Here is a 16,966-nt window from a genome sequence, read left to right on the forward strand (position 1 = left end):
AAAGACTTACAAAGAGGTCATTGACCTAGGTGATGGTAGAGAAATTTCTATCGAAACCGGAAAATTAGCCAAACAAGCGCATGGTAGCGTTGTGGTACAATCTGGAAAATGTATGTTATTATGTACAGTTGTTTCCAATTATGAACAAAAAGACGTCAATTTTCTTCCGTTAACAGTAGATTACAGAGAAAAATTCGCTGCTGCTGGTCGTTATCCTGGAGGTTTCTTCAAAAGAGAAGCAAGACCAAGTGACGGTGAAGTATTAACAATGCGATTAGTAGATAGAGTTTTACGTCCACTATTCCCAAAAGATTATCATTCTGAAACTCAGGTGATGATTCAATTAATGTCTCATGATGATGATGTAATGCCAGATGCTATGGCAGGTTTAGCAGCTTCTGCTGCCATTCAATTATCAGATTTCCCATTTGAATGTCCGATTTCTGAAGCAAGAGTTGGTCGTGTAAACGGAGAATTTATTATCAATCCCACATTTGCTCAATTAGCAGAATCAGATATCGATATGATGATTGGAGCCTCAGCTGATTCAGTGATGATGGTTGAAGGTGAAATGGATGAAATTTCTGAAGAAGAAATGGCAGATGCAATTAAGTTTGCTCATGAAGCTATTAAAGTACAATGTGCTGCTCAAGTTAGATTAGCTGAAGCTTTTGGAAAGAAAGATGTTCGTGAATATGAGCCAGAAAGAGAAGATAAAGATTTAGAGAAGAAAGTTCATGACATGGCTTACGATAAAGTGTATGCCATTGCTAAAGCCGGTTCTGCTAAACATGAAAGAAGTGCTGCTTTTCAACAAATAAAAGAAGATATCAAAGCGACGTTTTCTGAAGAAGAATTAGAAGACTACGGCGGATTAGTATCTGATTACTACAGAAAAGCTGAAAAAGCTGCCATTAGAGATTTAACCTTAGATGAAGGATTACGTCTAGATGGTCGTAAGACAACAGAAATCAGACCGATCTGGTGTGAGGTTGATTATTTACCATCAACTCATGGTTCTGCAGTTTTTACTCGTGGAGAAACTCAAGCATTAGCTACAGTAACTTTAGGAACATCTAGAGATGCTAACCAAATTGACATGCCTTCTCAAGAAGGAGAAGAGCGTTTCTATTTACATTACAACTTCCCTCCTTTTTGTACCGGAGAGGCTAGACCTATTCGTGGAACATCTCGTAGAGAAGTGGGACATGGTAATTTAGCTCAACGCGCATTAAAAGGTATGGTTCCAGATGAATGTCCTTACACAGTAAGAGTTGTATCTGAAGTTTTAGAATCAAACGGTTCATCTTCTATGGCAACGGTTTGTGCTGGTACAATGGCAATGATGGATGCTGGTGTACAAATGACAAAGCCAGTTTCTGGTATCGCGATGGGATTAATTTCTGATGCTGATTCTGGAAAGTACGCTGTATTATCTGATATCTTAGGTGATGAAGATCACTTAGGTGATATGGATTTTAAAGTAACTGGTACTGCTGATGGTATTACAGCTTGTCAAATGGATATTAAAGTTAAAGGATTATCTTATGAGATTCTAGTAAATGCATTACAACAAGCTCGTGATGGTCGTTTACATATCTTAGAGAAATTGACAGATACTATAGCTACTCCTAATGCAGATGTTAAAGATCATGCACCAACAATGATAACAAGACGAATTCCTAATGAATTTATTGGAGCCTTAATTGGTCCTGGTGGAAAAGTGATTCAAGAAATGCAAAAAGAGACTGAAACGACTATCGTTATTAACGAAGACCCAGTAACTGAAGAAGGCATTGTTGAAATTTTAGGTGTTGGTAAAACTGGTATTGATGCTGTAATGGCAAAAATTGATTCTATTTTGTTTAAACCAGAAGTTGGAAGCGTTTACGAAGTAAAAGTAATTAAGATGCTTGATTTTGGTGCTGTTGTAGAATATATGGATGCACCAGGAAATGAAGTCTTATTACATGTAAGTGAACTTGCTTGGGAACGCACAGAAAATGTATCTGATGTTGTAAACATGGGAGATGTATTTGATGTAAAATATTTCGGTATTGACAAGCGTACCCGTAAAGAGAAAGTATCTCGAAAAGCAATTTTACCAAAACCAGAAGGTTATGTAGAAAGACCACCAAGAGATAATAATCGTGGTAGAGACAACAGAGGAAGAGATAATCGTGGGCGTGATAACCGTCGTGATGATCGTAAACCTAGAAATGATAGTAAAGATTAATATATTTAATCTCAACATATTAGTGAGCCCATCAAATTTTGATGGGCTTTTTTTATCTAAAAACTTCTATTTAGAACCAACAAATTGGAATATGCCACACTTTTGTTTATCTTTAGAGCTATGATACAAGCCGACAAAGAAAAATACAAAGACATTTTAGAAAACTCAGTAGAATACCTTGAACAACATGGATTCGAAAATATTCAAGCTGATACTGAAGGGTACGAAACTCCTAAATCATTTATAAAAAAAGGGAGTGATGTTACTATAACTCCGGACATTGTAGCTGAAAAAAATGGAAACAAACATTACTTTGATATAAGCCTAAAGAGTGAAAAACCTAAACTTTTAAAATCAAAATGGCTTTTTTTAAACACCTTCACAGCTTTAAAATCTCACCACTTTAAATTAATTACTACCAAAGGTCACTATAAATTCACTAGTGAAATGATGGATGATGTCAACATGAATAGCAAAACGTTAATCAAAATTTAAATTAATTTATTTTTTTGTAACATTTTATTCATTTGTTACGTATAACTATGTAGTATACCTATACACCCAAATTTAAAAGACACTTAAATGAGACAGCTAAAAATCACGAAGCAGGTTACCAATAGAGAAACTGCATCGTTAGACAAATACTTACAAGAGATTGGAAAGGTTGATTTAATTACTGCTGATGAAGAAGTAGAATTAGCACAACGTATCAAAGCTGGTGACCAAATTGCTTTAGAAAAATTAACTAAAGCAAACCTACGTTTCGTCGTATCTGTAGCTAAACAATACCAAAATCAAGGATTAACATTACCAGATTTAATTAATGAAGGTAACTTAGGCTTAATTAAAGCTGCTCAGCGATTTGATGAAACCCGTGGGTTTAAGTTTATATCGTATGCTGTTTGGTGGATTAGACAATCCATTTTACAGGCATTAGCTGAGCAATCACGTATTGTACGTTTGCCTCTAAATAAGATTGGTTCAATTAACAAAATAAATAAGACCTTTGCCTTTTTAGAACAAAGCCATGAGCGTCCACCAAGTGCTGAAGAAATTGCAAAAGAATTAGACATGACCATCAATGATGTTAAAGAGTCAATGAAAAACTCTGGTCGTCATGTCTCGATGGATGCTCCTTTAGTTGAAGGGGAAGATTCCAATCTTTACGATGTATTACGAAGTGGTGAATCTCCTAATCCTGACAAGGATCTATTACACGAATCATTAAGAACAGAAATTGAACGTGCATTAGAAACCTTAACACCTCGAGAAGCAGATGTTATTCGTTTATATTTTGGCTTAGGAAATCAACACCCAATGTCTCTTGAAGAAATTGGAGAAACTTTCGATTTAACAAGAGAGCGTGTTAGACAAATTAAAGAAAAAGCTATTAGACGTTTAAAGCACACGTCTAGAAGTAAAATATTAAAAACATACTTAGGTTAGTAATTGCATTTAATTACGACTTAATAACAGTAACAAACAGTTACATATAACTGTTCGTTTTTTGATTGATGAAAGAACCCACGGCTGATTACCGTGGGTTTGTTTTTTTATTCTATTTTTGCAAAAAACAACTTATGTCTTCAAAACTAATTGCTCCGTCAATTTTAGCAGCCGACTTTGCTAATCTTCAACGTGATATAGAAATGGTAAATTCAAGTGAAGCCGATTGGTTTCACATTGATGTCATGGATGGCGTTTTTGTTCCAAATATTTCCTTTGGAATGCCAGTTTTAAAGGCAATTAACACACATGCAAAAAAAATCATTGATGTACATTTAATGATTGTCGACCCAGACCGATACATAAAGACTTTTGCAGATTTAGGAGCAAATATTCTTACTGTAGATTATGAAGCTTGCACACATCTTCACAGAACATTACAAGCTATTAAATCTGAAAACATGCAAGCAGGTGTAGCTTTAAACCCTCATACACCAGTGTCACTTCTAGAAGATATAATTAATGATATTGACTTAGTATGCATAATGAGTGTTAACCCAGGTTTTGGAGGACAGAGCTTTATTGAAAACACCTATTCTAAGGTTCATCAACTTAAAGAATTGATACGCAAAAAAGGTGCTTCAACAAAAATTGAAATTGATGGAGGTGTTACCAATAAAAATGCAAAACAACTTGTTGACGCAGGTGCTGATGTTCTAGTTGCAGGTAGTTATGTTTTCAAGAGTAATAACCAACCTGAAACTATTAAAGGTTTAAAAACACTAGCCAATAGTTAAGCTAATTCTTTACTTCCATAACCATAGCCATATCCATAATTATAACCATATCCATAAGACCTACTAGCTCCAACACCATTAATTACATAAGCCATGTTCTTAATTTTTCCAGATGAAAATAATTCTTCAGAGAAGCTTAGTATTTTCTTTTCTGTAAAATTAGCTCTAGAGATATAAACGGTAACATCTGCTAATTGAGAAATAAGCATTGTATCTGTTACTAAAACAGTTGGTGCAGTATCTACAATAACATAATCATAATATTCTTTAGCCTCTTCTACTAAGGCTTTAAATCTACCATTTGTTAATAAACTTGTTGGATTTGGAGGAATGTTACCTGAAAGAAGTATATCATGATCTTCATGCTTCTCAAATCCTTTAACCAGATTAGACCTCCAATCTATAGATGCATTGTGTAAATAATCAGAAAGTCCTACAGTATTTTTTTCATATTTAGTATGTGTGTGAATTTGAGGGTTACGCAAATCTGCACCAATCAATAATACTTTCTTATTCATACTTGAAAGAGCTAAAGACAGGTTAATACTAATAAATGTTTTTCCTTCACCTTTAATTGTAGATGTACAGTAAATTACTTTTCCTTTTTCATCATCTCTTACAGGAAGTAAATAATTAACATTAGAACTTAAAATCCTAAAGGACTCTGCTAATATGGTTCTATCATTAGGATCAACAAAAACTGCTTTTTCTCTTTTGCTAATGTCAGGTATTTCAGCAATTATAGGTATTTTATTATTAAGCTTAAGAATGTCTTCTTTACCATGAATCTTGGTATCTAACATAAATATCAAATACAAAATTGCAAATGGAATTAACAAGCCAGCTAAAATTGCAGACGCATAAGCTATATTTGGTTTAGGAGTTATGGGCTTAGAAGACGACAACGCATAATCTACAACTTTTATAGATGGCTCAGTAATGGCTAAATTGATTGCTGCTTCTTCTCTTTTCTGAAGTAATAAAAGATATAAACTCTCCTTAATTGTTTGTTGACGCTCGATTGCTCTTAACAATTTCTCTTTCTCAGGAATACGAGACACTCTACCAATAAACTTACTATTTCGTCTTGATAACTGATTATTAGTAACTTCAAGCTGTTGACGATAGGAATTAAGAGATTTTAATATATTTGATTTTAAATCGTCAATATAGGTTTGCGCAAATTTTACAGCCGGATTTTTTTCACCTCCACTTCTTACTAATTTATCTCTCTCTATAACTGCGGTGTTATATTCACTAATTAATGAGTTAGTATTACCACTGTCAAGACCTATATTTGCTGGTAACAAACCATCCTTAAGATTGGACTTAATCGTTTCTCGCAACATGTCTACGATGACTATCTGGCTTTCAACTTTGAATACTTCTTCATCAGAATTAGCTCTTTGTTTAAGATCTAATGAAGCATCAGTTTTAAGATCAACCAGATTGTTGTCCTCTTTAAATTCTTTTCTATTATCTTCTATAGAATCAAGTTCACTAGCAAGATATACAAAACGATCGTCTATAAAATCAATAGTGTTTTGAGATACTAATTGCCTATCTTTAATTCCATCTCTATTAAATGTCATTATAAGCGTGTCTAATATACGCTCTGAACGTAATTTACTTTCACCATTTATTGATAGCTCTAATAGATGACTACGTTCTCCAATAGTTTCAGTTTTGACACTCGATTTTAAAGCTAGAGTAGCATTTCTAAGGGATCTAAAGATTACCGTATAGCGTTTCCCAACAGATTCTAGAGACGCTTTATCATTATTGAGTTTTATTTGAAATGGAAAATCATGGTTTATTTCAAAACTATTATGGTTAGGAATCTCAACAGTTTCCTCTGTTTTTGTATCAATAATTTCAAAACTAGTGTCCTTAACATCAATCACATAAGCCATTGACTTTGATACACTATCGGCTGCAATAAGCTGTTCAAAATAAAAGGGTAATTCAGCTATTTGTGCTGTTTGTATAGTCCCTTCTTCATAAAACAAGGTATTGAGATTTAATTTTTTTGCTACATCTTCTAAAATTATGTAAGAATTAAGTATCTCAATTTCATTTTCTAAGTTGATATTTGAACGCTTAAAAATAAATGCAGATGTTGGTAATTCTAAACCATCAGACTCATCTAACACTTTAATTTTTGCTTTTGTCTCATATACTCTAGGAGCATATCGTATGTAGATATAAGCACTTAATAAAGCCAAAATTAGAGCAAAAACAAACCAAGGCCAGTGCCTTAAATATTTCCTAAACTCTTGTTTTAAATCTCCTTTATCCTCATCTAGAAGATTAAATCCATTATTGTTCTGAGGTGTATTCATAACTAACGTGTCAATAAAACGATTGAACTTAAGATTATTGATGTAACACCTAATAATGTACCAATATTACCAATATAACCAGCTGATTTAACTTTTGGATTATTAGGATTTACAATTATTGTATCATTAGGTTTGACAAAGAAAAACTCTGAATTCATAAATTCGGTATTCGTCAAATCAATATGAGTTATTACTCGAACACCATCAACATCTCTGGTCATAATAATATCTTCTCTTTTACCATTAATAGTTAAATCTCCTGCATAACCTAGAGCTTGTAAAAGTGTGATGTTCTGTTCAGTAAAGTTATAGGTGCCAGGTGTTCTAACTTCTCCAAGTATGGTTACTTTAGAATTTATAATACGAACATTAACATTAGGATCGTTTAGATGTCCTCCAGATATTAATATATCTCTGATTTTTTGTTCAGCTTCAAGAACTGTTAGGTTAACTAATTCAATATTCCCCAAAATTGGAAAGTTAATAGTCCCTTCATTAGAAACTAAATATCCTTCTAATTGAATGAGTAATAAATTTGATTGTTGCACATTACCAGCACCACTTTTATTGTAAGGTTTAGCTGCTTCTGGAACCAAAGATTCAACATCAACTTTTAAAATATCATTGGGTTGTATGGTTGTATTTTGAAAATTGATTTCCGTACTACTATTTTCGGTTGCATCTTGTAGGTACAATATTTCCTTTTTAGTGGCACAAGATGTGGCTACAAACACAAGGAATAATGCTAAAAACTTTAACTTCATAGTTCTATTATTGAAGAAGCAAATATAATCTATTTAAAGGAATCACAAAGTAGAAAAAGATTGATTTAAGGAAATTGAGAATTACACCTTGATACTTTTTTTGCTTTTGTTCATTATTTTGATTATTACAAATGGCATACAGTATAATATTGATCCATAAATCATCAGCAAAAATATTTGTGTATTTAAGTTTAAATGCAACATATTAAAGGCAATAATAACAATCAGTAGATTAATTAATACAATTGTAAAGGTCGTTTGAATATGAGAAAAACCTGCTTGAATAAACCTATGGTGAATATGATTTTTATCGGCTTCGAAAGGACTCTTTTTTAATACAAATATTCGGATAAAAAATATTCTTAACGTATCTATTAATGGAAAAAACAACATCGCAAAAGCTAAAGCTGGTGATGCTCTAAAATATTCAGAATTAACATTACTTTGAGATTGACATATAAAACTAATAGTGAAAAATGCTAATAAGAATCCAACAATCATGGATCCAGTATCTCCCATAAATATTTTCTTTTTAGATGAAAAATTCGACTTCAAAAAAGCTAATAGCGCACCAATAAGCGCTACAGAAATTGTAGCTAAACTAAGTGCTCCTGAATTGTAAAAAAGAATGCTAAAAAAAACACTTATTAATAATGCAATACATCCTGCTAATCCATCAACGCCGTCAATAAGATTATATGCATTTATAACTAAAATATAAACGAAAAGAGTAAAACCAATGGAGACCCAATAAGGCAAAATATCAATATCAAAAATTTTCGAAAATCCAATAATTCGTGTATCAGTAAAAACAATAAGCAGTAAAGCTGCAAGTAATTGACCTACAAACTTTTTTCGAGCTGAAAGAATTGTTAAATCATCTTTAAGTCCGAGAAAAAAGAGTATGGTTAAACCTCCCATTACAAGAAGTAATACTTTGGTATTCAGCATTGCTCCTACAATTGTCATTACAACCACTAAACTGAAAAATATTCCGATACCTCCTAAGGTAGGTGTCTTACTTGAGTGCATACTCCTACTGTCTGGCTCATCCATAAGATGTTTTTCTTTCGCCACATACAGTATCGTTGGGAAAGTTTGATAAGCAATAACAAACGCCAATATAAAAGCACAAGCTAACCATATTAACGGACTGTCTTCAGGATTAAAATTTTCAAGTAATGTTTTAATCATAAGTAGAATATGACCTCTAACAAAATCATATTTTTAATTAATAGCATTGCAAGATACAAATTAATTAACTAATCTATAGAATCTTCGTTGTATTGCAAAATAACTATGAAGACTTACAATGACTATTCATTTGATAATAAAACAATTAATTCATCAACTATTCTTGTAGCAGTTTGCCCATCCCATAAAGGAATATCATTCCCTTTTTTCCAGTTTCCAGAAAACAAATCAACTAGATAAGGTTTTAACCTTTTTGGATTTGTACCTATTAATTCGTTAGTACCTAGAGTGATTGTTTCTGGTCGTTCAGTATTATCTCTAAGTGTTAAACATGGCACTCTCATAACAGAAGCTTCCTCAGTAATTCCGCCAGAATCTGTGATCACAGCCTTTGCACGCTCTACCAAATAATTAAATTCTAAATAACTCAAAGGCTCTACTGTATGTAATCTTGGATGACTTATGTTCAGCCTTTGTAATATTTTAGCTGTTCTTGGATGCACAGGAAAAACTAGTGGTAAATCTTGAGTATGAGCAATTATTTCATCAATCATATCTTTTAACTGAGATTCTTCATCAACATTTGCTGGTCTGTGAAGCGTCATTACGATATAATTCTTTTCAGTAAGATTTAAATCATTCCAAACCTGTGGTTTAATAAAGTTTGGCCGTTGCTTCAGTAAAGTATCAATCATTGTATTTCCAACAAAGAAAATCTGATCTTGAGACACACCACTTCTCTCTAAATTACTATTTGCAGTTTCAGACGTTGTAAAAAAGTAATTAGTAATACTATCAGTTACCAACCTATTAATTTCTTCAGGCATCGTCCAATCATCAGAACGAATTCCTCCTTCAACATGTGCCACTTTAGTATGTAACTTTTGAGCAACTAGTGCACAAGCCATTGTAGATGTAACATCTCCAACAACCAAAACTATATCTGCAGGATTAGCTAATAATTCTTTTTCAAAACTAATCATAATATTTGCGGTCTGCTCTGCTTGAGTACCACCACTACACTCTAAATTCATATGTGGAGCTGGTATTTCTAACTGTTCAAAGAAACTACCAGACATATTTTTATCATAATGCTGACCAGTATGCACCAACCTATAATTTATATTAGTGCCATTTTTTTTAGCATTTTGTATCGCATGGATGATAGGTGCAATCTTCATAAAGTTTGGCCTTGCTCCAGCAATTATTGTGATTTTGTACATATTGAAATTTAATTTTAATATCGCTTAGTAACGATTTAAGTGCAAATTAACAAAAAAACGAACTAAGTGAATTTGACGTTTTATTCTTGAAGGTTGGCTTAACAATCTATAAGTCCATTCCATATTGTTTTTTACCCACCATTCTGGAGCTCTTTTAACGTTTCCAGTATATACATCAAAACTCCCTCCTAAACCTTGATATACAGCTTGATGTGATTGTTGAATTTTTTCCATCAGGTTTTCTTGTTTTGGAGAACCCATAGCCACAAAAACAACATCAGGTTTGTGCTTTTTTATATCTTCAATTAATGCTTTCTCTTCTTCTTCCGTTCTGATATATCCATTTCTGAAGTTACAAATTGTAATTCCTTTAAATTCAGATTGTAATTTATTTACTGTTTCTTCAATAATTTCTTGTTTACCACCTACTAAATAAAATGATTTTGTTTTGTAATAATTTCTCACCACATCTAACCATAATTCGCATCCAGGAATTTTAACCACATTATGGGCTCCTTTTTTTTGTAATGCCCAAACTGCACCTATCCCATCAGGATAACCCATATTTCTGTTTATCAGTGCTCGGCTATCATTGGTTGCATGAAGAATTTTTTCTGCATTTACGGCAACCATAATTTTGTGATTCTCGAACGCATATTTCATGAGTTCTTCTCTAGATGTAGGAGCAAAAGTCATTACTCCGTTTAATGATTTAGCTTCCATTTTCTATAGATTTAGTTTCTAATAAAAAATGTGCCATGGCATTAAACATAAATGCATTACTCCATCGCATATATGAAATTTTAGAGCTCATTCCCTTTTTTAATTGGTAATAAAAATAACCTTTTTTATGTTGCATATTATCAATCGTCCAATCTAAAACTTTTGATAATAAGTCTTGATGATTATTAAAGATTCCTAATTTAGATAATGTTACAATAACTTGAGCTGGACAATGTATGTCTATTGGATAAGTTTTATTATTATAATACTTAGGCATCCCGTTGTCTTCAAAAAAATGTTCTAAATAATAATCTACACCTTTCTTTATATACGACTGAAAACTAATATCGTTTGTGTTTTGTTGATAAGTCTCTATAGCATCTAGATTAAAGCCAGTATGAAAACTATCTTTCCATGATTGAACTGGAAGCAATCCATATATCCAAGAACCATCTTCCTCTTGTAAATCACAAGCTGCTACAACAGCTTTTTTAGCCATATTTGCATGCTCTTGATTTTTAGTGTACTTATAAGAATAACTCAATATTTTTGCACCTAACAATGATGCATTAATTACTGTATTATTGCCATCTTTTATACTGTAAGAAAAAATAATTCCGTTACCATGAGGAGTTCTTGATAAATCATTAAGCACAAAATCTGCTGCAGATAAAGTGTCTTTTAATACCGATTCATTTTTAGTGATTTTATAACTTTCGATCAAAGCTTCAACACAGAAACAAGTCGCTACAACTGTTGGTGTATGCTTTTTAAATAAAAACAATCGTCTTGCTTGCCAATCAAAATTATAACCCCAAGCAGATCCAGAATAACCTTTGCTCCTTAGGCTCAGCAATAAGTCTGTAATGTCTTTTATTTGCTTGAGTAATTCTTCTTTTGTTCCAAAATCTTCACAGCCACTTTCTGCTAGTCTATATAATTTACAGTAACCTAAAAGAAAAAGCCCAACACCCTTAGCATTGTGTTCTTTTGGTACTAATAATAATTTTCTAAAATTAATTGGACTTCTTTTAAATCCTTGAATCCAAGCTAGTCTTGCTAAATCCCAGTGCTTTAAAGGCAATGCTTGGAACACCTTAGAGTTCATGCCATCATAAGGATCCCATCCTTTAAAATTTTCACTTTCACAATAGGCTTTAAGTTTTGAAAAACTTGAACTTAGCTTATATTTCAATCTGTTGTCCTCCACGTTTAATAGATTCTAAAACTTTAAAAGACGCACTGGTAACAGCTACGATTTCTTCAAATGAAATTGGCGCATTACCATCATTTAATAAGCCATTTACGAAAGCATTCACCATTTCTTTCTGACCTTTATTTTGGTTAAGGATTTTATCTTTTTTCGGTTTACCTTTTCCGTATATTTTTAGTTCTTTAAAATCGTTAAGCGTTGCTGACATTCCAGCAGAAAACACCTCAACATATTCTTTGGTCATAGATTTTGATCCGTTAGCATAATACCCAATAACACCAGAGGACCCATTTTCAAATTGTACTAAAATGTTTAAAGTATCATTTAACTGATTAGCATCAGGCAATGCTGAAGCTGATACTTTTGTTGGAAGACTTCCATTTAAAAACGTTAAATAATCAATAAAATGACAAACTTCTCCTAACACACGTCCTCCACCAATTTCTAAATCCTGAATCCAATTATCACCAGGTATAGATCCAGCATTAATTCTATAAATCATTGTCATTGGATTGTTTCCAACTGCATTCTTTAATTTGGTGGTAAGTGGAGAGAACCTTCTATTAAAACCAACCATAACTGCTTTCTTCGTTTTTGATTGCAGTTCGATTATAGACGCTAATTCGGATTCTAAAAGACATAATGGTTTTTCAACAAATACATTTTTGTTAGCTTCAAGACTCTTTAATACAAAAGGTCCATGAGAATCATGACGTGTCGCTACAAAAACAGTATTAGTTTTATCGTCTAAAACATCTGCTTCATTTGTCGCACAAAATTGAAATTTAAATTTTTCGGCTACACGTTTAGATGTTGTACCAGTATTCGTCAAGATACCTACTCTACCAACATCATTAGTTTCAGGGATATTAGGTAAGAGGTTCCCTTGAGCATAACTTCCTGCTCCAATAAAAGATATATTTATTTTACCTAATTGTTTACTTTCAGATGTTTCAATTTTAGATTTGGAAACGACTTTATCTAAATCGTATTTTAAGGCAATGCCTGTAAAAGGTTCTTCCTTTGAAACTACAAGATCGAACGCAGCTTTAGCATTTTCAAATTCAAACTCATGCGTTGTTAAGTAATCGATATCAATACGTTTAGTAGCGATTAAATTCTGAAACGCTTCCATGTTTCGTTTCTCGGTCCAACGCACATAAGGCAATGGATAATCGATTCCTTTTTCTTCGTAATTTAAATCGTAACGTCCAGGACCATATGAGCAAGCCATTTTTAATTCTAGTTCTTTACGATACCAAAATGGATCACGATCAAAACCAGTAGGAACAGCTCCTAACACTACTACTTTTCCTTTTTTACGAGCAATTGAACCTGCAAAATTTATAGGATCTAAGCTAGATGTTGCTGCTGCAATAATCACTGCATCTGCTCCATAACCATTTGTTATATTTTGTATTTGTTCTTCAACTCCAGCAGCATTTCGTGTAAGTCCAAGATCTACTACATTATTACTAACAGCCTGTTTTACAGCTGCTTCAGACACATCAATTCCAATAACAGTAACACCAGAAGCTTTTAATATTAGTGCAGCTAATTGACCTAGAAGACCAAGACCAATAATCACACAAGATTCTCCTAATCGTAAATCAGCTTGACGAACACCTTGCATTGAGATAGCTCCTAAAGTATTATAGGCTGCATCTTTAAGATTTGTATTAGCATCTAGCTTTACACAAAGATTGATTGGTACGGTTACAATTTCAGCATGATTAGCATAACCAGCACCTGCACAAGCTACTTTATCACCAACCTCAAATTCTGTAACACCTTCACCTACTTCAATAACTTCTCCAGCAGAGCTATAACCGAGGGGAGAATACGCATCAAGTTTTTTCATTACTGCTCTGTAGGTCTGAACTGGACCTTGTTTTTTTAAAGTATCTATAACTTGTTTAACTTGTTGTGGTCGTTCTTTTGCCTTACCAATTAAGCTTTTACGAGCAGCGACAACAGTAGATCCTTCTGTACCAGCACTAATAATAGAATAATGATTTTTAACAATGACCATTCCTTTACCTAATTGTGGATAAGGAACATCTTGAATAATCATATCGCCAGAGCCTAATTTTTGTGTCAATTGTTGCATTTAGTTATTTTGTTGTTTAATAAATAATTGTGGTCTCAATAATAAGATGCCAAAGATACCCCAAACTAAGATATTATAATAATAATATTTTCCTGGAACCAAACCTATACAATCAACTAAGTACATGCTAAATAACATAAACGCAAAAACTCTAATGTTTTTGTAGACTTTAAAAACATTACTAATGCTTCTTATCATAAATATGGCTAACAATATAACACCTACTATACCATTTACTAATAGTATTCTTAAAAATTCGTTGTGAGCTGCACGGTCGAGTCCATCGCCAAACCATTGATGAAAAAAGGTTTGTTCATTTAGCCAAAATTTCCAATAATCTTCCCAGATATAACCTCTTCCTGCTAAGGTATATTTGGCGTCTTTAACTTCTCCTGTTTGGTAACCTACCTCTTTACTAAATAGTTGTTCAATGTTGCTTGATACAGCATCACCAAACACTATAAACAAAAGTAATAATCCTACCAATATAGAAAATGACTGTTTAACTTTAGATTCAGAAAAGAGTAACAAAAACATAATCCACAAGCCTAGTATTGCAATGGCTGCTTTACTGTAAGCTGCATAAATAGATAAAAATGCTCCTCCAGCTATTAATAGCATAAAACCATTAAGAAACACATCTTTAGTTTTAAAAATCACCTGATATATTAACACTGAAAACAAAGACATCAAGCCATAAAAACGAACGGGAAAAGCATCATGATAAAATCCAACATAACGTATTAAGCCTACAGTCTCACGCTCTCTAAAAACCACACCTGTTTTTAATTGATATATACTAACTAGAATGGGAAACAAACCGCAAATCATAATAGCTAACAACAATTGTTTTAGACGCTTCTGACTATTAACAAGTAAGGGTATTAGAATAAAACCTAAATAAATATTGACACTTAATATTGTGTTTTCAACAAAATTCATTGGCTTTGTTATTACTGCCCAAATAATACCAAACGATAAAGCTAGTATATAAATGTTGGCAGTTCTCATCCATATTTGAGGTATTTGCTTCTTTTTAAGAAGTACAGTATAAAATAAAACGGTTATCAATACCCCTTGAATAGACATTACAGATAATGGTCCAAACTGATAATCCCAGAATGCATCTATTATTGATTTAGTAGCCACAACTACTAATAAACAAGCAAATAATCCTTTTTGGATTTTTGTGATAATTAGAGCAAGGAATATTATGAAAGGTATTAAAATCATGAAACGTTAGTATGTTTTTTTGGTAAAGGTCGATACGGCTTCTCTAATTCTTTTAAGATTTTGATAGGATTACCAGCAGCGACAACGCCCTCTGGGATGTCCTTATTAACAACAGAGCCTGCACCAATAATTGCATGATTTCCAATCGTTACGTTTCTCATTACAACTGTATTTACTCCAATGAATACATGGTCACCAATAGTTACATAGCCTGTTCCGTTATCTTTAGGGTTGATAATGTGTGCTGCTCCGTCATGTGACAAAATGTAACAGCCATGAGTTATTAAACAATGGTCTCCTATAATGACTTTGCCTCGCCTAACATCTACTTTTGCTCCTAAGCTAATCATCGTGTTTTTACCAATCTTTGCTCCAGATGCTCTAAGAAAAGACATTTGAAGAAATCTTAGTAAATTTCCTAGGTAATGTATTATCTTTCTTATAATTATTTTCATGAGGTTAGTGTATTTGAGATTATAGTCTTAAAATCATAAGAGATTTTTTGAATTGAAAACTCTGAAACCACATAATCTCTATTTGTACGACCAATAGTTAAACGTTTGTCTAGATCTTTTAAAGCACTTTGTAATGCTTTTTTCAAACCTACTAGATCACCAGGAATAAAAGAAAACCCATGTACTCCATTTTCAAAAACTTCACGATGTGCGCCAACAGGAGTAAATACTACAGGTTTTCCAATTGCCATTGCTTCTAGTAAAGATCTTGAAAAGCCTTCAGAATACGAAGCAGTTAAAAAAATATCTGTTGACTGCAAATGTTTCATTTTATCATCTCCACTAATAATTCCTAAATTTGCGTAATTATTTTTATAAGCTGAATTTAGTATTTGGCTTTCTACCTCAAAAGGATCTTCGTACTCAATTTTTTCTCCAGTATATTGGTTGTAAAACACACCTCTTTCACCTCTTCTTATATTTCCCGCAAAGTAAAACTTTAAATAAGGAAACTCTTCACAAAGGTCTGGAATTATTTTTAAAATATCTGTATAGCCTTTAGCTTTAGTCATATGCCCCATTACAAGCACTTTCCCTTTCTCAATTTCAACTTTATAATTATTAGAATATTGATCAATATCCATAGCTTGATATAAGACAGATACCTTTGAAGCATCTATGTAAGGTGAAAATTGATCATCGAGATACTTTGCCTGAACAACGGCTGAGTCTACTTTTTTTAAACTAAAACCAACAAGACGTTTTATGATTGGATTAAATTGTTGAAAGTTCAATTTAAAATGACTTCCTCTTAAATGAATAATAACCTTTGCTCCAAAAATTTTACTTAATAGAATTGTCCATACATCTCTACCTATCCAACCAATTTGAGTTGGCGTAATAGGATAATATACTAAGTTAGGTCTTTTTGTAATTAATAATTTGAGCAATTTTGAAAAAAAAAAAAAAAAATTGGTCAGCATTGAGACGTCTAACTTTCCTTTTTTAGTATTATCTGTTCTAAAATTTGTTTTGAGAAAACTAATATCAAAAGCTTGATTTAAAACTTCAGATTCTAAAAACTGTTGCATACTTAATTCTGGACCAGAATAAGGAGGTGGTGTTGGCCCAATAAATAATATTTTGGGCTTCTTATGACTCATATAAAAGGCTTGATTTAAGTTGTTGTACCCAATTTTGAATCGATAAGTAATCGCTTTTCGCTTTTGC

14 protein-coding genes are annotated in these 16,966 nt (G+C 32.6%); 4 read left to right on the top strand and 10 right to left on the bottom strand.

Going from position 1 to position 16,966, the window contains the following annotated elements:
• From AB8B90_RS09415 to rpe, 4 genes are all read left to right on the top strand, one after another.
• Window positions 1-2,236: polyribonucleotide nucleotidyltransferase (locus tag AB8B90_RS09415; RefSeq protein WP_405336137.1), on the top strand; the 2,236-nt coding region annotated here is incomplete at its 5' end.
• 120 nt (window positions 2,237-2,356) lie between these two features.
• Window positions 2,357-2,731, top strand: a complete 375-nt coding sequence (locus AB8B90_RS09420) for a hypothetical protein (RefSeq protein WP_405336140.1) — start codon at window positions 2,357-2,359, stop codon at window positions 2,729-2,731.
• A gap of 87 nt (window positions 2,732-2,818) precedes the next feature.
• Entirely contained in the window at window positions 2,819-3,682 is an 864-nt protein-coding gene (locus AB8B90_RS09425) for an RNA polymerase sigma factor RpoD/SigA (RefSeq protein ID WP_405336143.1), read from the top strand.
• A gap of 134 nt (window positions 3,683-3,816) precedes the next feature.
• Window positions 3,817-4,479 carry a ribulose-phosphate 3-epimerase gene (rpe, locus tag AB8B90_RS09430; RefSeq protein ID WP_405336146.1) on the top strand — a complete coding sequence of 221 codons (663 nt, stop codon included), beginning with the start codon at window positions 3,817-3,819 and terminating at the stop codon, window positions 4,477-4,479.
• Here rpe and AB8B90_RS09435 read toward each other — a convergent pair.
• From AB8B90_RS09435 to AB8B90_RS09480, 10 genes are all read right to left on the bottom strand, one after another.
• The gene (locus tag AB8B90_RS09435; protein ID WP_405336149.1) at window positions 4,476-6,821 is read right to left on the bottom strand and encodes a GumC family protein; all 2,346 of its coding nucleotides are present in this window, start codon (window positions 6,819-6,821) and stop codon (window positions 4,476-4,478) included. The genes rpe and AB8B90_RS09435 overlap by 4 nt on opposite strands.
• 2 nt (window positions 6,822-6,823) lie before the next feature.
• Window positions 6,824-7,585 carry a polysaccharide biosynthesis/export family protein gene (locus tag AB8B90_RS09440; RefSeq protein ID WP_405336152.1) on the bottom strand — a complete coding sequence of 254 codons (762 nt, stop codon included), beginning with the start codon at window positions 7,583-7,585 and terminating at the stop codon, window positions 6,824-6,826.
• Window positions 7,586-7,666: 81 nt separating this feature from the next.
• Window positions 7,667-8,779 (bottom strand): MraY family glycosyltransferase, encoded by a 1,113-nt coding sequence (locus AB8B90_RS09445; protein WP_405336155.1) that lies wholly within the window; start codon window positions 8,777-8,779, stop codon window positions 7,667-7,669.
• A 122-nt stretch (window positions 8,780-8,901) separates the two neighbouring features.
• The gene (wecB, locus tag AB8B90_RS09450; protein ID WP_405336158.1) at window positions 8,902-10,002 is read right to left on the bottom strand and encodes a non-hydrolyzing UDP-N-acetylglucosamine 2-epimerase; all 1,101 of its coding nucleotides are present in this window, start codon (window positions 10,000-10,002) and stop codon (window positions 8,902-8,904) included.
• A gap of 24 nt (window positions 10,003-10,026) precedes the next feature.
• The gene (locus tag AB8B90_RS09455) at window positions 10,027-10,725 is read right to left on the bottom strand and encodes a WecB/TagA/CpsF family glycosyltransferase (RefSeq protein ID WP_405336161.1); all 699 of its coding nucleotides are present in this window, start codon (window positions 10,723-10,725) and stop codon (window positions 10,027-10,029) included.
• On the bottom strand, window positions 10,715-11,920 hold the full coding sequence (locus AB8B90_RS09460; RefSeq protein ID WP_405336164.1) for a delta-aminolevulinic acid dehydratase: 1,206 nt from the start codon (window positions 11,918-11,920) through the stop codon (window positions 10,715-10,717). Before AB8B90_RS09460 ends, AB8B90_RS09455 begins: the two co-directional genes overlap by 11 nt.
• Complete coding sequence (locus AB8B90_RS09465; RefSeq protein ID WP_405336167.1) at window positions 11,910-14,048, bottom strand: bi-domain-containing oxidoreductase; 2,139 nt, start codon at window positions 14,046-14,048, stop codon at window positions 11,910-11,912. Before AB8B90_RS09465 ends, AB8B90_RS09460 begins: the two co-directional genes overlap by 11 nt.
• Window positions 14,049-15,281, bottom strand: coding sequence for an O-antigen ligase family protein (locus tag AB8B90_RS09470; protein ID WP_405336170.1), 1,233 nt, complete (start codon window positions 15,279-15,281; stop codon window positions 14,049-14,051).
• The gene (locus AB8B90_RS09475) at window positions 15,278-15,736 is read right to left on the bottom strand and encodes an acyltransferase (protein ID WP_405336173.1); all 459 of its coding nucleotides are present in this window, start codon (window positions 15,734-15,736) and stop codon (window positions 15,278-15,280) included. Before AB8B90_RS09475 ends, AB8B90_RS09470 begins: the two co-directional genes overlap by 4 nt.
• On the bottom strand, window positions 15,733-16,966 hold a 1,234-nt coding region (locus AB8B90_RS09480), incomplete at its 5' end, for a glycosyltransferase family 4 protein (RefSeq protein ID WP_405336176.1). The genes AB8B90_RS09475 and AB8B90_RS09480, both read right to left, overlap by 4 nt.

The sequence above is a fragment of the Psychroserpens sp. genome (genome assembly GCF_045105015.1).
Lineage (GTDB): Bacteria > Bacteroidota > Bacteroidia > Flavobacteriales > Flavobacteriaceae > Psychroserpens.